This window comes from Azospirillum sp. INR13 (assembly GCF_015390205.1).
Lineage (GTDB): Bacteria > Pseudomonadota > Alphaproteobacteria > Azospirillales > Azospirillaceae > Azospirillum.
This window is the reverse complement of record NZ_VUOI01000023.1, coordinates 20,556-46,773: the sequence shown is the minus strand read 5'-3', so window position 1 is coordinate 46,773 and position 26,218 is coordinate 20,556. Positions and strand designations below refer to the sequence as shown.

The window sequence follows — 26,218 nt, the reverse complement described above, 5'->3', positions numbered from 1 at the left end:
TTCGTGACCGCCGATGGCCGCCGCTTCCAGGCGCAGATCGGCGACCGCGGCACCGTCAGCGCCGGGGCTCCGCTCGACCGTCCGCCGCAATCCGCATCCGTTCCTCCGCCCGCTCCGGCATCGCCGCCTGCCGATGCCGCCGGGCCGCAGCGGCTGGAAGAATGGCTGACGGAGCCCGCTCAGGTTCTGCGCACCGCGCCGCAGTAGCCGGCGCTTCTCCACTGTCCGTATTAGGCTCCTCCTGGGCGTCGCCCGCGGTGCGTCGCCCTTTGGCATACGCCATTATGTGAAAATGAATTTACAGGAATGTGGAAATCCTGTAACTCGGTGCTCACGCAAGCCGAGCTTGGGCTGTCCGGAGGAGCATCGAGGGGATGGAGCCACCCATTCAGACGGGATCGCTGCTGATCCGGATGCAGAACTGCCAGGCGCAGCTGCCGGCGGCGCTCGCCAAGGTGGGGGAATGGGCTCTGGCCTATCCGTTCCGCACCGCCACGCTGAAGATCGGCGAGCTGGCGGCGGCGGCGGAAGTGTCGGTGGCGTCCGTCAATCGCTATGCCCGCTTCCTCGGCTATGAAGGCTACCCGGAGTTCCGCGAGGATCTGCTGCGCGCTTTCGAATCCACCTTCGCTCCGGTGGAAAAGCTGCGCGTCGCCGTGCAGCGCGACACTTCCAATGCCGAGATCATGCGGGAATCGCTGGCAAGCGACGCCGGCAACATTGCCCGCACCTTGGAGCTTCTGCAGCCCGAACAGTGCGAGGCGGCGATCCGCCTGATCCGCGACTCCAATCGCGTCGTGGCGCTGGGGTTGGGCGACAGCGCCTATCTCGCCCTGTTCCTGGCCGACGTGCTGGAACCCTATGTCGACCATGTCCGCGAAGCCATCGAGTTCGCAGGCACCGAGCGCACCATCCGCCGGCTGATGACGGTGAAGCCCGGCGATCTGGTGATCGCCATCACCTCGCCGCGTTATTCGCGCCGGACCATCGAGCATCTGCAGCTGTGCCGCGAGCGCGGGGCCAAGGCCATCGCGCTGACCGACGCGCCGGACAGCCCGATCGTCCCGCTTGCCGACGTCACCCTGCTGGCCGGAGCCGACCATGGCGTGCGCCACAGCTCCCCCACCGGGCTGATGGCGCTGATCGTGGCGCTGGGCACCGCGCTGTCCCGCTCCGGTCCCGACAGCGTCGGACAGGCCGCCGACGTCGCCGAACGCATCCTGCCCTACCTCCATGTCGTGCCGAAAACCAAGCGGCCGACGGAATGAGCGGGGCTTTCCTTTCCACGCGCCAAAGAAGCTGAAAAGCGATGACGATCTCCTATTGGAACGGGCGTTACCTGCCGCTGGACGAGGTCCATGTGTCGCCGCTGGACCGCGGTTTCCTGTTCGCCGACGGCCTCTATGAGGTGACCGCCGCCTACAACGGCCGCCTGTTCGAGCCGGAGGCGCACATCGCCCGCCTGCAGCGCGGCATGTCCGAACTGCGCATCGACTGCACCCTGTCGGCCGGTGATTGGCTGGGCATCATGGAGCGGCTGGCGGCGGAGTCCGGTATCGACGGCGACCTGACCGTCTATTTCCAGGTCACCCGCGGCGCAGCATCCAGTCGCGGCCACGCCTTCCCGGCCGGCGTCACCCCCTCGGTCTTCGGCATGGCGAGCCCGCTGAAGCGCCCCCCGGCCTCATGGCGCGACCAGGGAGTCGCCGCCATCACCATCCCCGACATCCGCTGGGGCCGCTGCGATTTGAAGACGGTGGCGCTGCTCGGCAGCGTGCTGGCGCAGCAGGCGGCGACCGATGCCGGCGTGGTCGATGCGTTGCAGCTGCGCGACGGTCTCGTGACCGAGGGCGCAGCCACCAACATCTTCGTGGTCAAGGACGGCGTCATCGCCACCCCGATCAACGACAACCGCATCCTGGAAGGCATCACCCGCGTCGTCATCCTGCGGCTGGCCGCCGAGGCCGGACTGCGGCTGGAGGAGCGCGACATTCCTGCGGCCGAGCTGGAGTCGGCCGACGAGATCTGGATCGCCAGCACCACCAAGGAGATCACCCCCGTCACCAGCCTGAACGGCAAGCCGGTCGGCACCGGCACGCCGGGCATGGTGTGGCGCCGTCTCTTCGCGCTGTTCGCCGAGAGGCTGGGACGAGAAGGGACTGGCCGATGAGCCCTTCGGCTGCCGTGAAAGCGGTCGACACCGCGCCGGCCCTGCTGTCGGTGGAGGGGCTGAGCGTCGCTTTCGACGGCGAGCATGGCCCCGTGCGGGTGGTCGACGACGTCAGCTTCACCGTGGCGCCGGGCGAGACGGTCGCCATCGTCGGCGAATCCGGCTCCGGCAAGTCGGTGACCTCGCTGTCGCTGATGCGGCTGGTCGATTATGCCGGCGGCCGTATCGTCGGCGGGCGCGTCCGCTTCAAGGGCCGCGACGGGCGCGAGCGCGATCTGGCATCCCCGCCGGCCGAAGCGCTGACCGACATGCGCGGCAACGACATCGCCATGGTCTTCCAGGAGCCGATGACGTCGCTGAACCCGGTCTTCACCATCGGCGACCAGATCGCCGAGGCGGTGATGCTGCACCAGGGTCTCGACCGCAAGGCGGCGCGGGCGGAGGCGCTGCGCATGCTGGAGAAGGTGCGGATTCCCGAACCGGCCCGGCTGCTCGACCGCCACCCGCACCAGCTGTCGGGCGGCATGCGCCAGCGCGTGATGATCGCCATGGCGCTGTCCTGCCGGCCCTCCCTGCTGATCGCCGACGAGCCGACCACCGCGCTGGACGTGACCATCCAGGCCCAGATCCTGCGTCTGATCCGCCTGCTGCAGGACGAGATGGGGATGGGAGTCATCTTCATCACCCACGACATGGGCGTGGTGGCGGAGGTGGCCGACCGCGTCGTCGTGATGTGGCGCGGCCGCAAGGTGGAGGAGGGCACGGTCGAGCGCATCTTCCAGGCGCCGCAGCACCCCTACACCAAGGCGCTGCTGTCCGCCGTGCCGAAGCTGGGCGCGCTGCGCGGTCAGGATCTGCCGATGCGCTTCCCGCTGCTGGTGGTCGATGACGCGAAGGCGGACGCAGCGCCGCCGGCCCCGCCGCCGGTGCAGGACACCGTGCGCGCCGCCGACGCCCCGCTTCTGGAGGTGCGCGACCTCACCACCCGCTTCGACGTGCGCAAGGGCATCTTCGGATCGCTGAAGGCCCGCGTCCATGCGGTGGAAAAGGTCAGCTTCGCCGTCCGTCCGGGCGAGACTCTGGCGCTGGGTCGGCGAGTCCGGCTGCGGCAAGTCGACCACCGGCCGCACCATCATGGGGCTTCAGTCCGCCACCTCCGGCAGCATCCGTTTCGACGGCCTCGACACCGCGACACTGGATTCCAACGGTCAGGCGAAGCTGAAGGAGAAGATCCAGTACATCTTCCAGGATCCCTTCGCCTCGCTGAACCCGCGGATGACCGTCGGCTTCAGCGTCGCCGAGCCGATGCTGGTCCACGATTACGTGCCCACATCCAAGCCGGGCGTGTCGCGCCGCCGCGCCATCGAGGAGCGGGTGGCCGAGCTGCTGACCCAGGTGGGCCTCAAGCCGGAGCATGCGCGCCGTTATCCGCATGAATTCTCCGGTGGCCAGCGCCAGCGCATCTGCATCGCCCGCGCGCTCGCCTGCGATCCCAAGCTGATCATCGCCGACGAGGCGGTGGCGGCGCTCGACGTGTCGATCCAGGCGCAGATCGTCAATCTGCTGATGGAACTGCAGGCCAAGCGCGGCCTGTCCTACCTGTTCATCAGCCACGACATGGCGGTGGTGGAGCGGGTCAGCCACCGCGTCGCGGTGATGTATCTCGGACAGATCGTCGAACTCGGCCCCCGCCGTGCCGTGTTCGAGAATCCGCAGCACCCCTACACCCGCCGCCTGATGGCGGCGGTGCCGATCGCCGATCCCAGCCGGCGCACCCGCGACCTGCGGCTGCTGACCGGCGAGATCCCCAGTCCGATCCGCGCCATCGGCGACGAGCCGGCGGTGCAGCCGCTGGTGCCGGTCGGCGACGACCATTTCGTCGCCCGCCATGCCGTCGGCGGCGACTTTTGAGTCCGTCGGCGGCGACTTCTGAATCAAGAAAAGGGAGACATCACGTGACGCGTTTCGCTCTTCCCCTGCTGGCCGGCCTGCTCGCCGGCACCGCGCTGGCCGGTCCGGCCTTCGCCGCCAAGAATCTCGTGGTCGGCATCCCCGACAACATCACCACGCTGGACCCGGCCGACATCAACGACACCCTGTCGCAGTCGGCCAGCCGCACGATGATGCAGGGCCTGTTCGGCTTCGACAAGGAGATGAAGCTGGTCCCGCTGCTGGCGGAGAGCTTCACGGTCAACGACACGGCCACCGAATACACCTATCGCCTGCGCAAGGGCGTCACCTTCCATGACGGCTCGCCCTTCAACGCCCAGGCGGTGAAGACCAACTTCGACCGCCTGTCCAACCCGGCCAACCGGCTGAAGCGCCAGAGCCTGCTGGCGATGCTGGCCGAGACGGTGGTGGTCGACGACTACACCATCACGCTCAAGCTGTCGCAGCCCTTCGGCGCGCTGAACAACAACCTCGCCCACCCCGGCGCCATGATCCACAGCCCGAAGGCGCTGGAGACCTTCGGCAAGGAGATCGGCCGCCATCCCGTCGGCACCGGTCCCTACAAGTTCGTCAGCTGGGAAGCGGATACGCTGAAGGTCGAGAAGAACGCCAACTACTGGAAGCCCGGCCTGCCGAAGGTCGACAGCGTGACGCTGAAGAGCGTGCCGGAGAACGGCAGCCGCATCGCATGCTGCAGACCAACGAGGCGCAGTTCATCTATCCGCTGCCGCCGGAAATGGTGAAGATGGTGGAAGCCAACCAGGCGCTGGAGATCATCGACGCCCCGTCGATCATCGCCCGCTATGTGGCGATGAACACCATGAAGAAGCCGTTCAACGACCCGCGCGTCCGTCAGGCTTTGAACCATGCCATCGACAAGAATGCCTACGCGAAGGTGGTCTATCGCGGCCATGCCGGCCCGCTGGATTCGCCGATCCCGTCCAAGCTGGGCTTCCACGTCTCGCAGCCGAACCAGTACACCTACGACCTCGCCAAGGCGAAGGCGCTGCTGGCCGAGGCCGGCTACCCCAACGGCTTCGAGGCCGAGATGATCGGCCGCAACAGCACCAACTTCATCCGCGGCATGCAGTTCGTGCAGCAGCAACTGGCCCAGGTCGGTGTCAAGCTGACCGTCACGCCGCTCGAAGCCGGTGTCGAGGCCTCCCGCGTCTGGAGCGTCGAGAAGCCGGAGGATGCCACGGTGCAGATGCAGTATAGCGGCTGGTCGGCCTCGACCGGCGACGCCGACTGGGGCCTGCGCCCGCTGCTGTGGGGCAAGGGCTTCCCGCCGAAGTTCTTCAACGTGGCGTACTATAAGAACGACACGGTCGACACCGCGATCGAGACCGGCATCGGCACCGCCGACAATGCCAAGCGCGCCGAAGCCTACCGCGTCGCCCAGGAGCAGATCTGGAAAGACGCGCCGTGGATCTTCCTCGGCGTCGAGAACCTGCTGGCAGGCAAGTCGAAGAAGCTGACCGGCTTCTACTACGTCGCCGATGGCGGCCTGCAGATGGAAGAGGCCGATCTGCAGTGATGTGAAAAATCGCCCTCTCTCCCCCGGGGAGAGGGAGGGGACCCGCCGCATAGCGGTGGGGAGGGTGAGGGGGCCGGCGCGCTTTCGCGCGCCGCGAAGGGGCATACTGCCCCTTCGCCATCCCCTGGCACGGGCTCATGCCCGTGCTGCCCCCTCACCCTAACCCTCTCCCCAGGGGGGAGAGGGGACTTTTCGTCCGCCCACCCAGGCCTCCACCAGGACCTCCGCCCCATGCTGAAATATCTCGTCGGCCGTGTCGCCGGCATCCTGCCGGTTCTGCTGGTGATCTCCGTCTTCGTCTTCGGCTTCGTCCATCTGCTGCCGGGCGATCCGGCGCGGCTGGTTGCCGGTCCGGATGCGACCCAGCAGGACGTCGAACTGGTGCGCCAGGATCTCGGCCTCGACCAGCCGCTGTGGGTGCAGTACGGACGCTTCCTCGGCAATGCGGTGCAGGGCGAGTTCGGGCGCTCGATGAAGACCAAGCGGCCGGTGTCTCAGGAGATCGGCGAACGCTTCATGCCCACGCTCTATCTCACCATCGCCGCCATGGCGTGGGCGACGCTGGCAGGATTGCTGATCGGCGTGGCGTCGGCGACCAAGCGCGGGCGCTGGCAGGACCATGCCGGCATGATCGTCGCGGTGTCGGGCATCGCCTTCCCGTCCTTCTGGCTCGGCCTGCTGATGATCGACCTGTTCTCGGTCAAGCTCGGCTGGCTGCCGACCAGCGGCTATGGCACGTGGCAGCATTTCGTCATGCCGTCGCTGACGCTCGGCCTCGGCGTCGCCGCAGTGATGGCGCGCTTCACCCGCTCCGCCTTCATCGAGATCGCGCGCGAGGATTACGTCCGCACCGCGCGGGCCAAGGGCGTGCCGGCCCGGCTGGTGGTGTGGAAGCACACGCTGCGCAATGCGCTGATCCCGATCATCACCATGGTCGGCCTGCAGTTCGGTTTCCTGCTCGGCGGGTCCATCGTGGTGGAGACGGTGTTCTCCTGGCCGGGGCTGGGCCGGCTGCTGGTGGATAGCGTCAATTACCGCGACTACACCGTCATCCAGGCGGAGATCCTGCTGTTCTCGCTGGAGTTCATCATCATCAACCTGCTGGTCGATGTGCTGTACGCCTTCGCCAACCCCGAGATTCGCTACTCATGACCATGACAGACGCAACCGGCGTGGCCGCCGCAGCTCACGAAGCCGTCCGTTCGCCGCTGCGCGAGTTCTGGCGCAAGTTCCGGCGCAACCGCACCGCCATGGCCGCCGGCATCTGTCTGCTGGCGCTGGCCTTGGCGGCAGCGGCCGCTCCCTGGATCGCGCCCTTCGATCCGGCGGCCTTCGATTACGACCGCATCCTGGAAGGCCCGTCGGCCGCTCATTGGGCCGGCACCGACGCCTATGGCCGCGACATCTTCAGCCGCATCCTGTGGGGTGCCCGCATCTCGCTGTCGGTCGGGCTGCTGTCGGTCCTGCTCGGCGGGGTGGCCGGCGTGGCGCTGGGGCTGATCGCCGGCTTCCGCGGCGGCTGGATCGACAGCCTGATCATGCGCGTCTGCGACGTTCTGCTGGCCTTTCCCGGCATCCTGCTGGCCATCGGCATCGTCGCCATCCTGGGTCCGGGCATCGAGAACGTCATCTATGCGGTGGCGATCTTCAGCGTGCCGGTCTTCGCACGCCTCGTGCGCGGCAGCACGCTGTCGCTGAAGCGCGCCGTCTATGTCGACGCCGCCCGCGCCATCGGCGTGCGCGACCGGCTGTTGATGGTCCGCCACATTCTGCCGGGCACGCTGCCCAGCGTGATCGTCTATGTCTCCATGCGCATCGGCACCTCGATCCTGACGGCGGCCAGCCTCAGCTTCATCGGTCTCGGCGCCCAGCCGCCCAGCCCGGAATGGGGCGCCATGCTGGCCGATGGGCGCAGCTATATCGGTGTCGCCAGCCACGTCACCTTCTATCCCGGCCTCGCCATCTTCCTGACGGTGCTGGCCTTCAACCTGCTCGGCGACGGACTGCGCGATGCCCTCGACCCCAAACTCCGCTGACGGCATGAAGCGTGCGCGGGCCTTCGGGCTCGCCTGCGGCCGGCTGACGCCGGGGCCGCGCAACACCATCACCGATGTTCCGGGCGTGCGCGTCGGCCATGTCACGCTGGATGACGGGCACATCCAGACCGGCGTCACCGCCATCCTGCCCCATGGCGGCAACCTCTACCGCGACAAGGCCGTTGCCGCGGCGGAGGTGCTGAACGGCTTCGGCAAGAGCGTCGGCCTGATGCAGGTGGAGGAACTGGGGGCGCTGGAAACCCCGATCCTGCTGACCAACACCCTGTCGGTCGGCACCGCGTCCACCGCGCTGGTCCGCCACGCCATCGCCGCCAACCCTGACATCGGCCGCACCACCGCCACCGTCAATCCGGTGGTGATGGAGTGCAACGACGGTCCGCTGAACGACATCCAGGCGCTGGCGCTGACCGAGGCCCATGCCGCCGCCGCGCTGGCCGCCGCGCTGTCGGAACCGGACGGCGCCGAGGTTGCTGTCGGATCCATCGGCGCCGGGCGCGGCATGTCCTGCTTCGGTTTCAAGGGCGGCATTGGCACCTCCTCGCGCCGGCTGAAGCTGGACGGCAAGCGCCATCATTTGGGCGTGCTGGTGCTGGCGAATTTCGGCCGGCCGGGGGAGCTGCGCCTTCCCGATGGCCGCCGCGTCGCCCCGTCGGCAAAGGACGATTCGCCGGAAAGGGCTCCGTCATCGTCATCGCCGCCACCGACGTGCCGCTCGACCACCGCCAGCTGCGCCGGGTGATCCGCCGCGCCGGGGTCGGGCTGGCGCGGGTGGGGTCCTTCTGGGGCCATGGCAGCGGCGACATCGCGCTGGGCTTCACCACCGCCAACCGCATCGGCCATGACGAGCGGGCCGACATCGTGCCGCTGCGCATGCTGAACGAACGCCGCATCGACGCCCTGTTCGAGGCGATGGCCGACGCGACGCAGGAAGCGGTGCTCGACGCGCTGGCCGCCGCCGCGCCGGTGGTCGGCCGCGACGGCGCCACCCGGCCCTGCCTGTCAGACACGCTCACCTCCGGGAGCACTCCGTGAAGCTCTACATCTCCGCCGATATCGAAGGCGTGGCCGGCGTCGTCTCCCAGCAGCAGGTGACGCCCGGCAACCCCGAGTATGAACGCGCCCGCCGCCTGATGACCGCCGAGGTCAACGCCGCCATCGAAGGCGCGCTGGAGGGTGGTGCGACCGAAATCCTGGTCAACGACAGCCATGGCCCGATGGTCAACCTGCTGCCGGACGAGATTCACCCGGCCGCCGAGCTGATCCTGGGCCGTCCCAAGCCCATCGGCATGTTCGCCGGGCTGGAGCCTGACGCCGCAGGGGTGATGTGCGTCGGCTTCCACACCTCGGCCCGGCAATACGGCATCCTCGCCCACACCACCAACAGTTTCGCCTTCGGCCGCGTCCGGGTGAACGGGCTGGAGCTGGGGGAGGCCGGCAATTACGGCGCCTATGCCGGCGAGATCGGCGTGCCGGTGATCCTGCTGACCGGCGACGACCGCTTCGCCGCCGAGATGGCGCCGCTGTTCCCCGAATCCGAGCGGGTGGTGGTCAAGCAGGCGCTCGGCCAGCGCGCCGCCCGCTCCGTGGCACCCACGGTCGCCCGCGACCGCATCCGCGAGGCAGCATGCCGCGCCGTCCGCCGAGCCTCATCCATCCCGCCCTTCCGCGTTCCGCCGCAAGCCGATGGCTCGCCCTACCGGCTGGAGATCGAGATGAACAGCCCGGCGCTGGCCGATCTGGCGGCACTGATCCCCGTTTCCGAACGCCTCGACCCCGTCACCGTCCGTCTGCCGGCCGCCAGCATGGCCGCCGTGCTCGGCTGGATCAACACCCTGTCGGCCATGTCGGCTGCCCTGCGCTGAGACCCGCACCCATGAGCTTCACCCAACCGCAGCCCTTCGCGCTGGCCATCCATGGCGGCGCCGGCACCATCAAGCGCAACGCCCTGACCCCCGTGCTGACCGAGGGCTACCATGCCGGCCTGCGCCGGGCGCTGGCCGCCGGGCACGAGGTGCTGGCCGACGGCGGCAGCGCGCTCGACGCCGTCACCGCTGCTGTCATGGCTCTGGAGGACGAGCCGCTGTTCAACGCCGGCCGCGGCGCCGTCTTCACCGCCGAGGGCGTGCAGGAGATGGACGCCGCCATCATGGACGGCCGCGACCGCGCCGCCGGTGCGGTGGCCGGGCTGTTCGGCCCGCGCAACCCCATCCTCGCGGCCCGCGCGGTGATGGAGCACAGCGAGCATGTCCTGCTGATCGGCGAGGGTGCGCTGGCCCTCTGCCGCCGCCAGGGGTCTGCCGATGGAGGAGGCGCCCTATTTCTTCACCCAGCCGCGCTGGGACGCTCTTCAGGTCGAACTGGAACGCCGCCGCTCCGGCGCCCCGGATGACGGGGATGAGCAGCGCCGCCACGGCACCGTCGGCGCCGTCGCGCGCGACCGCGACGGCAACCTCGCCGCCGCCACCTCGACCGGCGGCATGACCGCCAAGGCCAGGGGCCGGGTCGGCGACAGCCCGGTGATCGGCGCCGGCACCTTTGCCGACAACATCACCTGTGCCGTCTCCGCCACCGGCCATGGCGAGCATTTCATCCGCCGCTGCGCCGCTCACGAGATCGACGCCCGCATGCGTTGGGCCGGCCAGACCCTGGAGCGCGCCGCCGGCGACGTGGTGGACGAACTGGGCGTGATCGGCGGTTCGGGCGGCCTGATCGCCATCGACCGCGACGGCCGGGTGGCGCTGCCCTTCAACTGCTCCGGCATGTACCGCGGCGCCATCGGGCCGGAGGGGCTGGCGATGACGGCGATCCACCGCGAGGAGTTCCGGATCGGCTGACACTCCGACGGGAACGTCCCCTCTCCCCCCGGGGAGAGGGTTAGGGTGAGGGGGACGCGTGGCGAGGCTCCTCGAGTATCGCGCACTCCCGACCCCCGCCCGACTGCCATCGTCCTGCGCTGTCCCTTTCCCCCGCTGGACAGGCGGCGGGCGGCTTGCCACGTTGCTGCTTCCACTGTGCAACGCCCGGAACGGAGGACGACATCATGCGTGCGATGGTGATTTCGCGGTTCGGCGGTCCCGACGTGTTCGAACTGCAGGACCGGCCGCGCCCGGTGGCTGGGCCGGGCGAACTGCTGGTGCGGGTGGTGGCGTCGGGGACCAACCCGGTGGACGCCAAGATTCGCCACTCCGGCAGCTGGGCCGGCATCCTCTTCCCGGCAGTGCTGGGCTACGACGTGTCGGGCGTGGTCGAGGAGGTCGGCCCCGGCGTGACCGGCTTCAAGGCCGGCGACGAGGTGTTCTACACGCCGGAGATCTTCGGCAACCCCAACGGCAGCTACGCCGAATACACCGTTGCCGCCGCGTCCATCGTCGCGCACAAGCCGGCGTCGCTCAGCCATGTCGAGGCGGCGGGCATCCCGCTGGCCGGTGGCACGGCGTGGGAGGCCATCGTGCGGCGTCTGGCGGTGCGGCCCGGCGAGACGGTGCTGATCCATGGCGGGGCCGGCGGCGTCGGCAGCTTCGCCATCCAGTTCGCCAAGGCGGCAGGCGCCCGCGTGCTTGCCACCGCCAGCAAGGCCAACCACGAGGCGATGCGCGATCTCGGCGCCGACGTGACGCTCGACTACCGCGACACCGACGTGGTGGACCAAATCCTGCGCGAGGCGGGCGGGGCAGGGGTGGACGCCGCCTTCGACACCGCCGGCGGCAATGTGCCGATGAGCACGCAGGTGACCCGACCCTTCGGCCGCATCGCCACCATCCTGCCGCCGTCCGGCGACCTCGACGCGCTCTATGTGAAGAATCAGACCCTCTACGGCACCTTCCTGACCCGCGAGGGCGCCCGCCTGCGCGAGATGGCGCCGCTGTTCGAACGCGGGCAGGCCAAGGTGATCGTAGACGCCGTCCTGCCGCTGGAGCAGGTCGGCAAGGCGCACGAACGGCTCGATTCCGGCCACGGCCGCGGTAAGATCATCCTGCAAGTGGGTGCCTGACGGGGGCAGGCCGGACAGTAGACGGGGTGGCGGTGGATTACATCTGGGTCATCGGGCTCCATGTCGCGGCGGTGACGGTCTGGATGGCGGGGATGTTCTTTGCCGCCATCCTGATCAGCGCACTCGATCCCGTGACCGCGGCAGAGGAGGGGCCGGCCCGCATCCTGCGCGCGGCCGGCCGCTGGGACCGCCGCGTCACCTCACCGGCCATGGGGCTGGCATGGCTGCTGGGCCTGACGCTGGTGGTGATCGGCGGCTGGGGCCTGGAGCCCTGGCTGGTGGCGAAGGTCGCGATCGTCATCGCCCTGTCCGCCCTGCACGGCACGCTCGCCGCCGGACTGCGCCGGCTCATCCATCCGTCCGGACGGCCGGTCCCCCGCCTGCTGCGCCTGTCCCCGCTGGCCATCATCGCCGGGGCCATTGCCATCGTCACGCTTGCGGTGGTGAAACCCTATTGAGCCGCTTCCCGGCACCGGACCACGGCCGGTCCGGTGTGCGGAGCCGGTCATCGCCGCCGGTCAGTCGTCGGCGGGGAGCAGGTGGGGGTTCCACACGACCTCCCACAGATGCCCGTCCGGATCCCGGAAATATCCGGCATAGCCGCCATAGAAGGTGTCCTGCGCGCCCTTGACGATCTCGGCGCCGGCGCGCCGTGCCGCATCCATCAGATCGTCCACCTCGCTCCTCAGCATGACATTGTGCCCGATGGTGACGGCGGTGGAACTGACGGGAGTCTTGGCCAAGCCGGTGTCGTGGCAGATGTCGTCCTGCGCCCAGATCGCCAGCTTCAGCCCGCCGGACAGATCGAAGAAGGCGACCGCGCCATGCTCGAACTCGCGGCCGACGATGCCGTCGGTGGGCAGGCCAAGGCCGTCGCGATAGAAGGCAAGCGCCCGGTCGAGGTCGGCGACGCCCAGCGTCAGAACGGAAATTATCGGCTTCATGTCCATGCCCCTGCTATCGGCGCCCGCATCATGCGCGCCCCCTGATAGTCTTGGGCCGTTACCCAGGGCCGACCCTTGGGCAACGGAAGGACCCGCAAGGCAGGGGCCGGGCCAACCGTCCCGAGCCTAACCTGTTTCAGACGGCGGGATCCTATGCCCGGGGCGAGGGCGGCGTCAAGAATGGCGCCCCTGGACGCCCGGCCTATCGCCATCACGACACTTGCGGTGGTAAAACCATATCCAGCAGCACACGGCAACAAGCCGGAACCGGTTCCAGCGCGAAAGGACACGCTATGGCCGTCGCCAAGAACACGATCTGCCTCTGGTACGACAAGGACGCCGAAGCCGCCGCCCGCTTCTACGCCGAGACCTTCCCCGACAGCGCGGTGACCGCCGTCCACCGCGCCCCCGCCGACTACCCGTCCGGCAAGGCGGGCGACGTTCTGACGGTCGAGTTCACCGTCGCCGGCCTCCCCTGCCTCGGCCTGAACGGCGGCCCGGCCTTCCCCCACAGCGAGGCCTTCTCGTTCCAGATCGCCACCGACGACCAGGAAGAGACCGACCGCTATTGGACCGCCATCGTCGGCAACGGCGGCCAGGAGAGCGCCTGCGGCTGGTGCAAAGACCGCTGGGGAGTCTCCTGGCAGATCACGCCGCGCGTGCTGACCGATGCGCTTGCGGCCGGCGGAGAGGAGGCCAAGCGGGCGTTCGAGGCGATGATGGGGATGTCGAAGATCGACGTGGCGGCGATTGAGGCGGCGCGGCGGGGGTGAGGGTGAGGGAGGCTGGAGGTGTGTGTCGGCTTCTGACCCGAAGCGGACATCCAAAATGTCTGGCTCGGATTGTATAGTGCCAGCTGAAAAGAAATTAAGCATCATAACATAAAATTATCATAAATCTAAGTATTAATTTCGGAACGCTTGCAGGGCGCTATCTAATATAGAAATAAATCCTGATGCATCTGAGAAGTAATTTGTGTAGGCGAGTTTGATCGCGTCTTGTTGACTAGCTCCCACCAGCACTACGTCAGCGACATCTTGAAGTTTGGCCTCAACCTCCGAGTACCTAGCTGCGGCACTGGCGTTGTCTGAGAATCCTTCGGCTTCAAGCTTTCCTTCCTTCTCACCGGAAGTGTAGTTGATGAGAATGAAAAGGCGTGATGAGCGAGCAAAATTCTGAAATTCTGACGAAGTAAGATTTCTTAAGCGGAGAATTGCATGCAAGTCATCTTCTAGTCCCTGATATTCAGAGAGAAGATTTTGGTTGGTAAGATCCGCACAATACCCTGCACGCCCCTCATGTACACGCGCCAATATCTCGCTGCAGAGCAAAAACAAACGAGAGATTGATGCGTTCGCTTGACTAAATTTTAGCCTTGTAGCGTTAACGATATCACTGATTTCAACGGCCGTTGCCCATGCATGTTGAACAACTGTACGGTATTGGATTTCGAGTCGTAGCCCGTTCCACTTAACGCCCCCTGTTGAGCCTACATTGTATTTATAAACGTCATGAATGCCACGATAACCAGACGGTTTGGGATGATCGATGTAGTTGTATCGTTCCTTCCCACCAACTAGTTCGTGCGCTGCTCGGGACGAAAGGACACCTCCTCGAAAATGGTTTAGGCTTTCAATATCAGGAAAAATGAGACGACATCCCGCAATATCGTGCATCCGTGAGAGCGACATTCCTTGCTCTCGCCTAAGTTTGTCGATGATTGTAGGGCGCCGTTTGAGCCGCTGTGCAATCGTAATGGTATCCCCACGAGCAGATCGGGCTCGGCGGAACCGCAGGGAAGATTGGAATGTGTTCAGCACATACAGATGCGAAGCACGCCAATTATCCAACAGGGCGAGGTCATTCGGAGTCTCTGCCCCAATCCGGATGCGCTCCCCGGCACGATCTAACTCACCCTTACTATACCCACCGGGCTCAACAAAGGGCATGGCTCATCCCCGATTGTCACGCACCTAAATAGCAAAACTCTTTGCAAGCGACTAGAAAAATGATCTTCCTTATGTATCGTCTTCGCCTATTTATGCTTAATGGCTTCACCAAAAGCTCGCAACAGCTGCGTTTTGCAATGGTATCATGGTCCGCTTCCGGCTCAACCACCCTCTCACCCCACCCCCACATCATCCCGAATGCACGCCACCGAATGCCCCGGCGCCACCTCGCGCAGCGCCCGGGCTTCCGGCTCCGCACAAGCGGGCAGCGCAAACGGGCACCGCGTCCGGAAAGCGCAGCCGGACGGCGGGTTCATCGGGCTCGGCACGTCGCCGTCCAGCAGCATGCGGGTCTTCGGCGCGTCGGGGTCCGGGTCGGGAGCGGCGGACAGCAGGGCCATGGTGTAGGGGTGGCGCGGGCGCTCGTAGAGGCTGTCGCTCGGCGCGATCTCCATCAGGCGGCCGAGATACATCACCGCCACCCGGTCGCTGATGTAGCGCACCACCGCCAGATCATGGGCGATGAACAGCACCGCCAGCCCCAGCTCGCGCTGCAAATCGCCCAGCAAATTCACCACCTGCGCCTGCACCGAGACGTCGAGCGCCGACACCGGCTCGTCGGCGACGATGAAGTCGGGTTCCACCGCCAGCGCGCGGGCGATGCCGATGCGCTGGCGCTGGCCGCCGGAGAATTCGTGCGGGAAGCGGTCCATGGCGTCGGCGCTCAACCCGACCTTCTCCAGCAATGCCGCCACGCGGTCGCGGCGGTCGGCGCGGGTGCCGATGTTGTGGATCGTCAGGGCCTCCCCGATCACGTCGCGCACGCGCTGGCGCGGGTCGAGGCTGGCATAGGGATCCTGGAAGACGATCTGCATGCGGCGGCGCTGCGCCCGCATCTGGGCGGTGCCCAAGCCGGTGATCTCCTGTCCGTTGAAGCGGATGGAGCCGCCGGTCGGCTCGATCAGCCGCAGGATGCTGCGCCCGGCAGTGGTCTTGCCCGATCCCGATTCGCCGACCAGCCCCAGCACCTCGCCGCGGTTCAGGTCGAAGGACAGGTCGTCCACCGCCTTCACCCAGCCGACCGGCCGTTGCAGCAGCCCGCCGCGCACAGGAAAGCGCTTCTCCAGATTGCGGACGCTCAGCAGGGGCTGTTCGGTAACGGTATCGATGCTCATTGCACGTCTCTCCAGCGGCGGCAGCGGGCGGAATGGTCGGGGCCGACCGGCTCCAGAACGGGTTCGGCGGCGAGGCAGGCGGGTTCGGCCAGCGCACAGCGCGGGGCGAAGGTGCAGCCCTGGGGGCGGTTCACCGGGCTCGGCACGCTGCCGGGGATGGCGTGCAGCCGGCCGCCGTCGCCGCGGCGCTGGCCCAGATGCGGCATGCAGGCCAGCAGCCCGCGGGTGTAGGGGTGCCTGGGCGATTTCAGCAGGGAGCGGACATCGCCTTCCTCGACGATGCGGCCGGCATACATCACCACCACCCGGTGCGCCACTTCGGCCACCACACCCAGATTGTGGGTGATGAACAGGATCGAGGTGCCGGTCTCCTCCTGAAGCCGCCGCATCAGGTCGAGGATCTGCGCCTGGATGGTCACGTCGAGCGCCGTGGTCGGCTCGTCGGCGATCAGCAGGGTGGGGCGGCAGGCCAGCGCCATGGCGATCATCACGCGCTGGCGCATGCCGCCCGACATCTGGTGCGGATACTCGTCCAGCCGCCGCTCCGCCGCCGGGATGCCGACCTTCTTCAGCATGGTCAGCGCCTCCGCCCGCGCCGCCCGGCGGTCGAGGCCCTGGTGGTAGCGCAGCGCCTCGCCGATCTGGTCGCCAACGGTGTAGACCGGGTTCAGCGAGGTCATCGGCTCCTGGAAGATCATGCCGATCTCGTTGCCGCGGACGCTGCGCATGGCGCGCTCGCTGAGGCGGGCGAGGTCGCGCACCTGCCCGTCGCGGCCGCGGAACAGGATCTCGCCGCCGGCGATGATGCCCGGCGGCGTCGGGATCAACCGCATCGCCGACAGGCTGGTCACCGACTTGCCGCTGCCGGATTCGCCGACGACGGCCAGCGTCTCGTTGCGGCGCACGGCGAAGGACACGCCGTCCACCGCCTTCGACACGCCGGGATCGGCGGTGAAGTGGGTTTGCAGGTTGCGGATGTCGAGCGTGAGGTCAGCGTCCATGGCCGGATCCGAGGGTTTGAGGTCAACGGGTGCAGCCGCGCGCCGGCACCGGCCAGTCGCCGGCGACCTCGCCGTTGCGGCTGATCGCCATGCGGTCGTGCAGGTTGGTCACCACGCAGACATGGTTGGGCAGGATGCGGACGCGGTCGCCGATCTCCGGCCGCTGCGCGCTCTTGCTGAGGTCGACCACCGCATGCTCCTCGTTGACGCGAACGATCACCGCGTCGGGGTAGTCGAGGATCAGGCCGAAGCCCTCGCCCACCGATGGGGCGACGCGGTCGCTCGACAGGGTCTTGCTGCCGCAATCCAGAACGGCGCGGTCGGGAGTCGGGCGGCTGACCACGGTGGCCTGTACTTGCACGGCGCACTCGTCCAGCGTCGCCACCCCGGCGCCGACGGTGGCGCGGTCGTGATAGATGTAGGTGCCGACGCGCAGCTCGGTCACGCCGGGAAGCTCGTGGGTGTCCCAGCAGCCGGGGGTGCCGCCGACCGACACGGTGGTGACCGGAATGCCGGCGCCCTCCAGCAGGGCGCGCGTCTCGGCGACGAAGGGCACGGTGCGGGGGCCGCGCGGGTAGGTCATCAGGCCGCGGAAGCGGGTCAGCCCGTTGCCGGCGGCGCGGCGGGCCAGCGTCAGCACCTCGTCGGGGGTCTGCACGCCGCAGCGGCCGTCGCCGCTGTCGAACTCCACCAGGATGCCGATCTCCACACCGGCCGCGGCCGCGGCGGCGGCCACGGTGTCGAGGGCGACGGCGTTGTCGAGCGCCACCGTCAGCTTGGTCTTGCCGGCGAGGTCTGCCAGCGGCTTCACCTTTGCGGCGCCGACGATGGGGTAGGTCAGCAGGATGTCCTTGCAGCCGGCCTCCGCCATCACCGTCGCCTCGCCGATCTTCTGGCAGGTGATGCCGACGGCGCCCAGCTCGATCTGGCGCAGCGCGAATTGGGGAAGCTTGTGGGTCTTGATGTGCGGGCGCAGCGCCAACCCGTGCCGGTCGCAATAGGCCTGCATCTTGGTCAGGTTATGCTCGACCCGGTCGAGGTCGATGACGGGGACGGGGGTGTCGAGATCGTCGACGCGCATGGGACCGCTCCGGAACGCAGATTTGGGAAAGGGGCCGACCCTGGCGGGATCGGCCGCTCGGAATGTTACGCCGCCCTATTTTAAGCCTGGGGCAGCACGGCGATGCAGTCGATTTCGACCTGGATGTTGTTCAGCTGGCAGCCGATGGTGGTGCGGGCCGGCGGCTCGGTCGGGAAGAACTCCGAATAGAGCGCGTTGTATTCCTGGAAGCGGCCGAGGTCGCTGAGGTAGCTGTTGACCTTCACCACATGGGCGAGGTCGGTGCCGGCGGCCTTCAGGATGATTTCCAGATTGCGCAGGGTCTGGCGCACCTCGCCGGCGAAATCCTCGGGCAGCGCGCCGGTCTCCGGATGGTGCGGCCCCTGGCCCGACACATAGACGAAGCCGTTCGCGACGATGGCGTGGCTGTACTGGCCGGCGGGCTTCGCACCCTTTTCGGCGAAGATCGGCTTGCGGTTGGTCATTCGGTCCTCACAGGTTGAAAGATCAGGCGCGGGCCAGGGCCTTGCCCGGACGTGCGCCGGTGTGCCCGCCGTCGCGCAGGACGAACTGTCCGGCGACGAGCACGTCGGTGATGCCGTGGGGCGGGCGCGTCGGGTCCTGGAAGGTGGCGCGGTCCGCCACGTCGGCGGTGAACAGGGTCAGGTCGGCCACCATGCCCGGCCGGATCAGCCCGCAGTCGGACAGGCCGAAACGCTGCGCCGGAACGGCGGTCATGTGGCGGACGGCATCCTCCAGCCCGAGCTTGCCTTCGCCCGTGATGGCGCGGGCGAGATAGCGCGGGAAGCTGCCGAAGGCGCGGGGATGCGGCTTGCCGGTCTCGCGCGGCAGCCCGTCCGATCCCAGCATGTGCAGCGGATGCGACAGGGCGGTTTCCAGATCGACCTCGGCCAGCTGGAACATGACGATGTTGGTGCGGCCGCGGTCGAGGGCGATCAACCGGACCAGCGTGTCGAAGGGCGATTCCCACCGAGTGGCCGCGACTTCCGCCAGCGACAGTCCTTCCAACTCGCGCAGCTCGTCCGCCGAAACGCCGCCGATGCGGACATTCTCCCAGCCGATCAGGCGGATCTTGGATTCCCAGCCGGCATCGCCCGGCGCCTCGCCGTCTTCCACCGCGCGGCGCAGAGCCGCCAGCCCGTCGGCATCGGCCATGCGGGCCAGCAGCGCCTCCACCCCGCCCGCCAGCGCCGACGGCGGCAGCAGTTGCAGGATGGTGCTGGAGCCGGCCGGATAGGGGTACATGTCGAAACTGACGTCGGTGCCGCCCTTGCGTGCGATCTCCAGCCGCTCCACCGCCCGCGGCAGGCTGCCCCAATAGGGCTTTCCGGCCGCTTGCAGGTGGGAGAGCAGGCCGCTCGCCCCGCCCGCCTTCAGCAGGTCGAGGAACTCGTCCACCGAGGCGATCAGCCCGCCTTCGTAGGAGCGGACATGGGCGGTCAGCAGCGCGCCATGTGCCGCCACGACCTCCGCCAGCCGGACCAGTTCGGCGCGGTCGGCCCAGGCGCTGGGCGGATAGACGAGGCCGAGCGACAGGCCGTGCGCGCCCTGGCGAAGCTGCTCGGCCAGCAGGGTGGCCATCGCCTCGCGCTCTGGGGCTGTGGCAGCGCGGTTCTGCCAGCCCATGACGGCGAGGCGCAGCGCGGCGTGCCCGACCAGCGAGACGAGGTTGATCGCGGTGCCGCGCCCATCGAGCGCTGCGCGGTAGCCGGCGAAGTCGGCGAAGGTCTCCTGATCCGAAACGGTGCCCAGCAGGTTGCCGAAATGCTCGCGTAGAGGCGCGCTGCTTTCCGGGCTTTGCGGGTACAGGCCGAAGGAACAGTTGCCGACCACCACGGTGGTGACGCCCTGCGCCACCTTCTCCGGCCGGCCGGGCTGGCGCAGCTGGATCAGGTCGTCGTGGCAATGGGCGTCGATGAAGCCGGGGGAGAGGAAGAGGCCCGCCGCCTGCAGCGGTTCGGCGTCCGGCGCGTCCAGCATCGGGCCGATTGCGGCGATGCGACCGCCCTCCACCAGCACGTCGGCCGGGAACCAGGGGGCGCCGGTGCCGTCGATGACGCGGGCGCCCTTGATGAGAAGGGAAACGCTCATCTCATTTCGCCTTCTGGAGCCGGGGTCGAGCGCGTCGCGCAGCCCGTCGCCGACGATCTGCAGCGACAGCACGGTCAGGACGATGGCGCAGCCGGGGAACAGGATCAGCCAGTCGGCCTGCTGGAAATACTGCTGGGCGCCGGCGATCATGTTGCCCCAGGTCGGCGTGGTCGGCGGCACCCCGACGCCGAGGAAGGACAGCGCCGCTTCCGTCAGGATGGCGTAGGCGAAGATGAAGGTGGCCTGTACCAGGATTGGCGAGATCAGGTTGGGCAGGATGTGCAGGAAGACGATGCGCGGGGTGGAGGCGCCGAGCGCCGTCGCCGCCTCGATGAAGGGCATCTCGCGCACCACGAGGCAGGCGGCGCGCACCACGCGGGCGACGCGCGGCGTGTAGACGATGCCGAGCGCCAGCACGACATTGTAGAGCGACGGCCCCAGCGCCGCCATGAAGGCGATGGCGAGCAGGATGTCGGGGAAGGCCATCAGCGCGTCGGTCAGCCGCATCAGCACGCCGTCCAGCGGCCGGATATAGCCGGCGGCCAAGCCCAGCAGCGTGCCCATCAGCGTCGCCACCACCACGACCAGCAGCCCGACCAGCAGCGACAGCCGGGCGCCCAGCATCACGCGGGACAGCACGTCGCGGCCATATTCGTCGGTGCCGAACCAGTGGGCGGCGGATGGCGCCTTCAGCCGGCCGAGGATGTCCATCTTCATCGGGTTGAACGGCGTGATCCACGGCGCCAGCAGCGCCACCGCCAGGATCGCCACCATGATCAGGAAGGACAGCACCACCAGCCTACGCCGGAACAGCTGGCGCATCAGCAGGGCGGCCGGCGACCGGCTGCGGTGCGGCCCATTAGGGGAGGGAGCGGAAGAGGGAAGGGGGACGCTGCCGTGACCGGCGGGGACGCTTGCCATGGAAACCCTCCCTCTCAATAACGGACCCGCGGATCGACCACGGCATAGAGCAGGTCGACCGTCAGGTTGATCAGCACATAGATCGCGGACACCACCAGCAGGGCGCCCTGGATCACCGGATAGTCGCGGCGCAGCACGGCCGAAACGATCAGGTTGCCGACGCCGGGCAGGCCGAACACGGTTTCCGTCACGATGGCGCCGGCGATCATCACCGCGGTGGTCAGGCCGGTCACCGTCAGGATCGGGATCATTGCGTTGCGCAGCGCATGCTTCAGCACGACGACCAGCGGCGGCAACCCCTTGGCCCGCGCGGTGCGGACGTAATCGTTGCTCATCACGTCCAGCATGCTGGTGCGGGTGAAGCGCAGGATCAGCGCCGAGTTCGGAATGCCGAGAGCGATGGCCGGCAGCACCAGATGGCGCATCCGCTCCAGCAGGTCGGCTTCGGGCGGGCCGTAGCCGGCGACCGGAAACCAGGCATGGTCGACCGCCAGATACTTGATGAGGGTCAGCCCGATCCAGAAGCTGGGCACGCTGGCCGCCAGCATGGCGAGCCCGACCGCGGTCTGGTCGATCAGCCCGCCGCGCTTGGCCGCCGACAGGATGCCGATGGGCACGCCGATCAGCATGGCGATTCCCACCGACATCATGGTCAGGAGCGCCGTCAGCTCCGACCGTTCGGCCAGCGCCTGCGCCACCGGGCGGTTGAGGAAGATGGACTCGCCCAGGTCGAAGCGGACGATCTGCCCCAGATAGAGCAGGAACTGCGTCAGCAGCGGCTCGTCGAGCCCCAGCCGGCCGCGCAGAGCCGCGATGTCTTCCGGTGTGGCGGAGGATCCCAGCATGACGGCGGCGGGATCGCCCGGCACCACGCGGGCGATCACGAAGACCACCATGGCGACGAGCAGCATGACGATCATCATGCCGGCGAACCGGCGGACGATGTAAACGAGCATGGTTGCGGTCCTGGACCGAGGGAAAGCACAGAATTCCCCTCTCCCGTCCCGGGAGAGGGAGGGGACCCACGAAGTGGGGAGGGTGAGGGGCTATGCGAACATGGATCTTGATCCTTGGTTCACCCCTCACCCTTCCCAAGCTCCGCTTGGGCCCCTTCCCTCTCCCAGGGCGGGAGAGGGAGTTATCAGCTCCCCTCAGCTCTTCAGTTCGGTGTTCCAGAAGAACGGCCAGGGGGTCGGCGTATAGCCGGTCAGCTTGTCGCTGCTGGCGGCGAGGTTGTAGAACTCGCCGACCTTCACGCTGGGCACTTCGCTGTAGAACAGCGTCTGCAACGCCACCCATTTCGCCTTGCGGGCCGCCGGGTCCATCTCGCGGTTGAAGGCGGCGAGCGCCTCCCGCTTGGCCGGACTGTCCCACCAGCCGGGATAGCTGGGGTTCAGCACCGTGATCAGCGACGGCTCCGGCACGAAGGTGTGATAGGTGAAGAAGGCATCCCACCCCTTGTCGTCGCCGCGGCGCTGCAGCAGCGTCGCCCAGTCCAGCACCTGCAGGTCGACCTTGAAGCCCGCCATTTCGAGCTGGGCCTGGGCCACCATGCTCATCTTGTACAGGAACTCGTACTGGACCGAGGTCATGATGCGGATCGGCTCGCCCTTGTAGCCGGCGGCCTTCAGCAGGTCCGCCGCCTTGCCGGCGGCATGGTCGGCATAAGGCTTGGCGCTCGCCGCGTCGTAATAGGGCGTGCCCTGGGCGTAGATCGACCCCTCCGACTGGACGAAGGCGGGATCGCCGAGGCCCGCCAGCAGCATGTCGTTCGGTTCCAGCGCCGCCAGAACCGCCTGACGCACCTTCGGGTTCGCCATCACGCCGGTCTTGGTGTTCATGATCATCAGCGGGAAGCCGAAGGGCTTGACGATCACCGGCTTGACGCCGGCCGCGCTCTTGATGCGCGGCAGGGTTTCCGCCGGCAGGCTGTCGGCGAACTGGTACTGGCCGGCCAGCACGCCCGACACGCGGGTCGCGGCATTCGGCACCGGGACGAAGCGCACCTCGCCGATGACGGCCTTGCGGCTGCCGGCATAGCCGCTGGGCGTGCCGGCGGGCGAGGCGTAGCCGTCGTGGCGGACCAGCCGGATATACTGGTCGGGCTTGTGTTCCAGCAGCTTGTAGGGGCCAGCGCCGGGGTGGTCCAGGTCCCCAGGATTCCAGAGGAAAGCCCGCCGGCGGCCAGCGTCGTGCCGAGGGCGGTGTTGAACAGACGTCGCGTGATCCCTGTCATTTTTGCCTCCCCGACCGTTTGTCCGAAATATCGGACATCGGTCTTGTATTCCAGACAGGCAAACGGTATATCGGACAAAGACCGCTCGCAAGCTGAAAATCCGCGTGCTAATCGGTTGTGGGACGACGAGGGAGCGCGGATCAGATGAAGAGCGGTGGCGTGGTGGAGAAGCAGGTGGCCGAGAAGCAGTCGGAAGAGAAGACGACGGGCCGTGCCCGCGGCATCGACCGCGTCATCGCTCTGATGGAGCATCTGCACGACCGGCGCTCGCCCACGCGCATCGCCGACATCGCGCGCGACACCGGCACCCCGCGCTCGACCATGTACGAACTGGTCAACACGCTGGTCGAGGCGCGCTGGCTGGAGCTGCGCGACGGCGAGGGCACGGTCTATTTCGGGCCGGCGATGCATTACTACGGCAGCGATTACCTCGACAGCGTCGATTTGATCCGCAAGGCACGGGTGGAGGTCGCCCACATCGCCGAGACGGTGGGCGAGACGGCGCAGTTCTGCACGCTGGAAGGCGACAAGTATCTGGTCGTGCTGAATGAACCCGGCCGGCGCATGTTCCGCATCAGCTCCGAGATCGGCATCAAGGTGCCGATCCCCTGGACGGCGTCCGGCCGGTTGCTGGTCGACCATCTGTCCGCCGACGAGATCCTGCGCTTCATTCCGCCCGAGGACTTCATCCTTCCCGACGGCCGCCGCATCGCCGAGGACGAGTTCCTGGAGGACATCCGCCGCGCCCGCACCCAGGGCTATGTCCGCACCACAGCCCTGGTCGACCGCTTCACCACCTGCCTTGCCGCTCCGATCCGCGATCCGGCCGGCCGCTGCATCGCCACCATCTGCTTCGTCGTGCCGGTCGATACGACGGAAGAGGCGCAGCAGGCGATGATCGACACGCTGACGGCCAGTGCCGAGCGGCTGTCGCCAGGACGCTGACGGCGGTTGCGCCAATTCGGCGCATCGGCCGTTGCCATTGACACAAGCCGACCCACATGTCTTTAATCTGGACAGACCGCAGCCAGTAATAGCGCTACGAAATCCCCCATAAAGCACTGTAGAGCGCTGCGAACGGCACGGAGAACCCAAGAAAAACTCCGTATTACGTCTTTCACAGCGCTATGCTGCGATGCGAAATGGCGAGTGCAGGGATGTGATGTCTCTGCATTTGCGGCGGCATGATTGTGCCAATATCTTCCTCAACAGGCCGCTGCATCGGCCGCCGGAACTCCAAACCGACATTGAAGGAAGATCATCATGACCTCGTATGAAGCCGAATTCGCCGCCGCCAACGCCGAGTTTGCCGCCAAGTTCGCCGTCGTCCGCTTCGTCATCGCGCCCTGCTGATCGCGGCCGTCGCCGGCATCGCCAACGTGAATTCGCCCGCCGTCCTGGCCGCCGACGAAGTCCGCGCCGCCGTCGCCCTGGAAATGGTGCGCACCGTGCCGGTGACGGTGGCCGACGCCGCCAACTGATGTGGCCGGGGGAGCGGGTTTCCTTCGACCGCTCCTCCGTTTCGTGATCTTGCAGGCCAACTCCTGTTTGCTGGGAAGTCCCCGGCGATCCAGGAGGAACCGATGCCCCGCAAGCCTGAAGGCTTTGACGACAGTGACGACCGCAAGTCCGGTCAGGACCAGGTGCCGAAACCTCCCTCCCGCGCGGAGGTCGAGGAGATCAGCCGCTCCCAGGACTATCTGACCGACGACTGGACCGGCGAGGGCGGCAAACCGGACGAGGGCCGCCAGCCCGGCTGACGCCCCCGGCTTTTCCGCCACAACACCCATTCTGCCGATCGGGCTGGAAGCCGGAGGGATCCGAAGGCTTGCCGGCCCGCTCGCATGAGTACACTGCGCGATGCGTGCCCCCGCATCAGTCCGAACCCTGGGACTGGAAAGTCAATTCGACCGTCATTCCCGCGAAGGCGGGAATCCAGGCCTTTCCATAAGAGCCTCCATCGGGAACCCTGGATCCCCGCCTTCGCGGGGATGACGGAAAGTTTTAGCTAAAACAATAGCTTGACCATTCCTGGACATGGTTGCGCCATCGAGTTCATGCCCGAACCCGACACCCGAAGCCGCCGGAAAGCCCATTCGGGACACCACCGGGTTACATCCGCCGCCCTCAGGCTTAAGCCGTCAGGGAAGTGGACGAATCACGGAACTTGCAGTCCGTCCCTCCTGTCGAAGGAAGTCCCCTTCCCAGACCGGAGAGACCGGGATGCGCCACTCCCTCCTCGCCCTGCTGTTCGCGACCGTCATGGCTCCCGTCGGCGCAGGCGCACAGGAAACCGGTGCCGACATCGGTGCTCTCATCAATTCCGGCTTCCAGGCCGACCGGCCGGTCTGCCGGCCCGGCGACGACGGCTGCGCCCGCTTCGTCGGCGATTCCAAGGGAGCCCTGCCGAAGCGGGGCGGGGCGAAGCAGCCGGTGATCATCGGCTCTTCGGTCTACATGCTGACCCCCTGGCAGGCGGAGCGTGAGCGCCGCTGCCTCGCGCTGGCCGGCTGGGCCGAAGCGCGGGGCGAGGGCGCCGACGCCATGGCCGCCGTCATGTGGGTGGTCGCCAACCGGGCCGCATCGGCGTCGCAGCCGTCGCTGCCCTGCCGGGTCGTGGTCGCCGCCGGCCAGTTCGAACCCTTCTCTCCGCCCGCGAAGGTGGAGCCGCAGAAGCGCCGCAAGCCGGTCAAGGCGGCGAAATCCCGCGGGAAGCAGGCAGAGTCCCAACAGGTTGCGGAGGACCCCCGCGTCACCAACCGGGCGGAGGCCCGGCGCGTCCTGGCGGAGATTCGCCGTCAGGCGCAGGTGATCCGGGCGGGCGGCATGCCGTCCTGGCCGAAGCCGCGCACGGCGCCCGACCAGGAGGCGTTGCGTATCGCCCGCGGCCTCGCCTGGAGCCTGAACGATGACGAGATGCCCGATCCGACCGCGCGCGCCTCGCTGTTCTACAGCCCGCCGACCCAGGCGGCGCTCGGGCGCCAGAAGCCGGACTGGGCAAAGGCGCGGCTGCGCACCGCCTCCATCGGCGACCATTCCTTCTACCGCTATCCGCCCGCCCCGGCCGAGCGGACCAGCCCGGCCGAGACCCAGGTGGCCGAGGTCGGCGAGTAAG

Annotated in this window: 23 protein-coding genes and 3 pseudogenes; 17 read left to right on the top strand and 9 right to left on the bottom strand. The window is 67.7% G+C overall.

Annotation, left to right across the window (positions count from 1 at the left end):
- Positions 1 to 3: 3 nt before the first annotated feature.
- The 13 genes and pseudogenes from F1643_RS23525 to F1643_RS16060 all read left to right on the top strand — a co-directional run bounded on the left by F1643_RS23525 (position 4) and on the right by F1643_RS16060 (position 12,163).
- Complete coding sequence (locus F1643_RS23525) at positions 4 to 207, top strand: hypothetical protein (protein WP_255542876.1); 204 nt, start codon at positions 4 to 6, stop codon at positions 205 to 207.
- Positions 208 to 374: 167 nt separating this feature from the next.
- Positions 375 to 1,268: a MurR/RpiR family transcriptional regulator gene (locus F1643_RS16110; RefSeq protein ID WP_194914240.1), complete on the top strand. Its 894-nt coding sequence runs from the start codon at positions 375 to 377 to the stop codon at positions 1,266 to 1,268.
- A gap of 41 nt (positions 1,269 to 1,309) precedes the next feature.
- On the top strand, positions 1,310 to 2,170 hold the full coding sequence (locus F1643_RS16105; RefSeq protein ID WP_194914239.1) for a D-amino acid aminotransferase: 861 nt from the start codon (positions 1,310 to 1,312) through the stop codon (positions 2,168 to 2,170).
- Positions 2,167 to 4,081, top strand: a pseudogene (locus F1643_RS16100) (ABC transporter ATP-binding protein). Before F1643_RS16105 ends, F1643_RS16100 begins: the two are co-directional and overlap by 4 nt.
- A 209-nt stretch (positions 4,082 to 4,290) precedes the next feature.
- Positions 4,291 to 5,657 (top strand): annotated as a pseudogene (locus F1643_RS16095) (glutathione ABC transporter substrate-binding protein).
- A gap of 231 nt (positions 5,658 to 5,888) precedes the next feature.
- Positions 5,889 to 6,809 (top strand): glutathione ABC transporter permease GsiC, encoded by a 921-nt coding sequence (gsiC, locus tag F1643_RS16090; RefSeq protein ID WP_194914236.1) that lies wholly within the window; start codon positions 5,889 to 5,891, stop codon positions 6,807 to 6,809.
- Positions 6,806 to 7,693, top strand: coding sequence for an ABC transporter permease subunit (locus tag F1643_RS16085; RefSeq protein WP_206692523.1), 888 nt, complete (start codon positions 6,806 to 6,808; stop codon positions 7,691 to 7,693). Before gsiC ends, F1643_RS16085 begins: the two co-directional genes overlap by 4 nt.
- Positions 7,668 to 8,746, top strand: a pseudogene (locus F1643_RS16080) (P1 family peptidase). The gene F1643_RS16085 and the pseudogene F1643_RS16080 overlap by 26 nt, the downstream one beginning before the upstream one ends.
- A complete protein-coding gene (locus tag F1643_RS16075) occupies positions 8,743 to 9,576 on the top strand; it encodes a M55 family metallopeptidase (RefSeq protein WP_194914234.1) in 834 nt (277 codons plus the stop codon). The pseudogene F1643_RS16080 and the gene F1643_RS16075 overlap by 4 nt, the downstream one beginning before the upstream one ends.
- 11 nt (positions 9,577 to 9,587) lie before the next feature.
- Complete coding sequence (locus tag F1643_RS23520; protein ID WP_255542875.1) at positions 9,588 to 10,103, top strand: isoaspartyl peptidase/L-asparaginase; 516 nt, start codon at positions 9,588 to 9,590, stop codon at positions 10,101 to 10,103.
- Entirely contained in the window at positions 10,015 to 10,548 is a 534-nt protein-coding gene (locus tag F1643_RS23515) for an isoaspartyl peptidase/L-asparaginase (RefSeq protein WP_255542874.1), read from the top strand. Before F1643_RS23520 ends, F1643_RS23515 begins: the two co-directional genes overlap by 89 nt.
- A 206-nt stretch (positions 10,549 to 10,754) precedes the next feature.
- Positions 10,755 to 11,705, top strand: coding sequence for a zinc-dependent alcohol dehydrogenase family protein (locus F1643_RS16065; RefSeq protein WP_194914232.1), 951 nt, complete (start codon positions 10,755 to 10,757; stop codon positions 11,703 to 11,705).
- A 26-nt stretch (positions 11,706 to 11,731) separates the two neighbouring features.
- A complete protein-coding gene (locus tag F1643_RS16060) occupies positions 11,732 to 12,163 on the top strand; it encodes a CopD family protein (protein ID WP_370540639.1) in 432 nt (143 codons plus the stop codon).
- Between the two features lie 60 nt (positions 12,164 to 12,223).
- On the opposite strand, the gene F1643_RS16055 is transcribed toward F1643_RS16060, so the two are convergent.
- Positions 12,224 to 12,649 (bottom strand): VOC family protein, encoded by a 426-nt coding sequence (locus F1643_RS16055; RefSeq protein ID WP_194914230.1) that lies wholly within the window; start codon positions 12,647 to 12,649, stop codon positions 12,224 to 12,226.
- 293 nt (positions 12,650 to 12,942) lie between these two features.
- On the opposite strand from F1643_RS16055, the gene F1643_RS16050 reads away from it, so the two are divergent.
- Positions 12,943 to 13,422 carry a VOC family protein gene (locus F1643_RS16050; RefSeq protein ID WP_194914228.1) on the top strand — a complete coding sequence of 160 codons (480 nt, stop codon included), beginning with the start codon at positions 12,943 to 12,945 and terminating at the stop codon, positions 13,420 to 13,422.
- Positions 13,423 to 13,554: 132 nt separating this feature from the next.
- Here the strand turns inward: F1643_RS16050 and F1643_RS16045 are convergent, their stop codons facing one another.
- The 8 genes from F1643_RS16045 to F1643_RS16005 all read right to left on the bottom strand — a co-directional run bounded on the left by F1643_RS16045 (position 13,555) and on the right by F1643_RS16005 (position 23,194).
- Entirely contained in the window at positions 13,555 to 14,598 is a 1,044-nt protein-coding gene (locus F1643_RS16045; RefSeq protein ID WP_194914226.1) for a RelA/SpoT domain-containing protein, read from the bottom strand.
- Between the two features lie 173 nt (positions 14,599 to 14,771).
- Entirely contained in the window at positions 14,772 to 15,773 is a 1,002-nt protein-coding gene (locus F1643_RS16040) for an ABC transporter ATP-binding protein (RefSeq protein ID WP_194914225.1), read from the bottom strand.
- On the bottom strand, positions 15,770 to 16,774 hold the full coding sequence (locus F1643_RS16035) for an ABC transporter ATP-binding protein (protein ID WP_194914224.1): 1,005 nt from the start codon (positions 16,772 to 16,774) through the stop codon (positions 15,770 to 15,772). The genes F1643_RS16040 and F1643_RS16035 overlap by 4 nt, the downstream gene beginning before the upstream one ends.
- Before the next feature lie 22 nt (positions 16,775 to 16,796).
- Positions 16,797 to 17,855 carry a D-TA family PLP-dependent enzyme gene (locus F1643_RS16030; RefSeq protein ID WP_194914223.1) on the bottom strand — a complete coding sequence of 353 codons (1,059 nt, stop codon included), beginning with the start codon at positions 17,853 to 17,855 and terminating at the stop codon, positions 16,797 to 16,799.
- Positions 17,856 to 17,935: 80 nt separating this feature from the next.
- Complete coding sequence (locus F1643_RS16025) at positions 17,936 to 18,319, bottom strand: RidA family protein (RefSeq protein WP_094304977.1); 384 nt, start codon at positions 18,317 to 18,319, stop codon at positions 17,936 to 17,938.
- A 22-nt stretch (positions 18,320 to 18,341) separates the two neighbouring features.
- On the bottom strand, positions 18,342 to 20,867 hold the full coding sequence (locus tag F1643_RS23510; protein WP_255542873.1) for an ABC transporter permease subunit: 2,526 nt from the start codon (positions 20,865 to 20,867) through the stop codon (positions 18,342 to 18,344).
- 14 nt (positions 20,868 to 20,881) lie between these two features.
- Positions 20,882 to 21,823, bottom strand: coding sequence for an ABC transporter permease (locus tag F1643_RS16010; protein ID WP_194914222.1), 942 nt, complete (start codon positions 21,821 to 21,823; stop codon positions 20,882 to 20,884).
- 195 nt (positions 21,824 to 22,018) lie between these two features.
- Positions 22,019 to 23,194, bottom strand: coding sequence for an ABC transporter substrate-binding protein (locus tag F1643_RS16005; RefSeq protein WP_255542872.1), 1,176 nt, complete (start codon positions 23,192 to 23,194; stop codon positions 22,019 to 22,021).
- 53 nt (positions 23,195 to 23,247) lie between these two features.
- Here F1643_RS16005 and F1643_RS16000 point away from each other — a divergent pair, with 53 nt between their 5' ends.
- From F1643_RS16000 to F1643_RS15990, 3 genes are all read left to right on the top strand, one after another.
- Positions 23,248 to 24,048, top strand: a complete 801-nt coding sequence (locus tag F1643_RS16000) for an IclR family transcriptional regulator (RefSeq protein ID WP_194914221.1) — start codon at positions 23,248 to 23,250, stop codon at positions 24,046 to 24,048.
- A 638-nt stretch (positions 24,049 to 24,686) separates the two neighbouring features.
- Positions 24,687 to 24,863: a hypothetical protein gene (locus F1643_RS15995; RefSeq protein ID WP_194914220.1), complete on the top strand. Its 177-nt coding sequence runs from the start codon at positions 24,687 to 24,689 to the stop codon at positions 24,861 to 24,863.
- A 463-nt stretch (positions 24,864 to 25,326) separates the two neighbouring features.
- Positions 25,327 to 26,217 carry a cell wall hydrolase gene (locus F1643_RS15990; RefSeq protein WP_194914219.1) on the top strand — a complete coding sequence of 297 codons (891 nt, stop codon included), beginning with the start codon at positions 25,327 to 25,329 and terminating at the stop codon, positions 26,215 to 26,217.
- The last annotated feature ends 1 nt before the right edge of the window (position 26,218 follow it).

Coding starts and splice junctions, on each gene's coding strand:
- F1643_RS15990 (WP_194914219.1), top strand. CDS start 25,327: ATGCGCCACTCCCTCCTCGCCCTGCTGTTCGCGACCGTCATGGCTCCC.
- F1643_RS15995 (WP_194914220.1), top strand. CDS start 24,687: ATGCCCCGCAAGCCTGAAGGCTTTGACGACAGTGACGACCGCAAGTCC.
- F1643_RS23520 (WP_255542875.1), top strand. CDS start 9,588: ATGAGCTTCACCCAACCGCAGCCCTTCGCGCTGGCCATCCATGGCGGC.
- F1643_RS16110 (WP_194914240.1), top strand. CDS start 375: ATGGAGCCACCCATTCAGACGGGATCGCTGCTGATCCGGATGCAGAAC.
- F1643_RS16085 (WP_206692523.1), top strand. CDS start 6,806: ATGACCATGACAGACGCAACCGGCGTGGCCGCCGCAGCTCACGAAGCC.
- F1643_RS16105 (WP_194914239.1), top strand. CDS start 1,310: ATGACGATCTCCTATTGGAACGGGCGTTACCTGCCGCTGGACGAGGTC.
- F1643_RS23510 (WP_255542873.1), bottom strand. CDS start 20,867: ATGGCAAGCGTCCCCGCCGGTCACGGCAGCGTCCCCCTTCCCTCTTCC.
- F1643_RS16035 (WP_194914224.1), bottom strand. CDS start 16,774: ATGGACGCTGACCTCACGCTCGACATCCGCAACCTGCAAACCCACTTC.
- F1643_RS23515 (WP_255542874.1), top strand. CDS start 10,015: ATGGAGGAGGCGCCCTATTTCTTCACCCAGCCGCGCTGGGACGCTCTT.
- F1643_RS16050 (WP_194914228.1), top strand. CDS start 12,943: ATGGCCGTCGCCAAGAACACGATCTGCCTCTGGTACGACAAGGACGCC.
- gsiC (WP_194914236.1), top strand. CDS start 5,889: ATGCTGAAATATCTCGTCGGCCGTGTCGCCGGCATCCTGCCGGTTCTG.
- F1643_RS16030 (WP_194914223.1), bottom strand. CDS start 17,855: ATGCGCGTCGACGATCTCGACACCCCCGTCCCCGTCATCGACCTCGAC.
- F1643_RS16065 (WP_194914232.1), top strand. CDS start 10,755: ATGCGTGCGATGGTGATTTCGCGGTTCGGCGGTCCCGACGTGTTCGAA.
- F1643_RS16040 (WP_194914225.1), bottom strand. CDS start 15,773: ATGAGCATCGATACCGTTACCGAACAGCCCCTGCTGAGCGTCCGCAAT.
- F1643_RS16055 (WP_194914230.1), bottom strand. CDS start 12,649: ATGAAGCCGATAATTTCCGTTCTGACGCTGGGCGTCGCCGACCTCGAC.
- F1643_RS16000 (WP_194914221.1), top strand. CDS start 23,248: ATGAAGAGCGGTGGCGTGGTGGAGAAGCAGGTGGCCGAGAAGCAGTCG.
- F1643_RS16010 (WP_194914222.1), bottom strand. CDS start 21,823: ATGCTCGTTTACATCGTCCGCCGGTTCGCCGGCATGATGATCGTCATG.
- F1643_RS16025 (WP_094304977.1), bottom strand. CDS start 18,319: ATGACCAACCGCAAGCCGATCTTCGCCGAAAAGGGTGCGAAGCCCGCC.
- F1643_RS16045 (WP_194914226.1), bottom strand. CDS start 14,598: ATGCCCTTTGTTGAGCCCGGTGGGTATAGTAAGGGTGAGTTAGATCGT.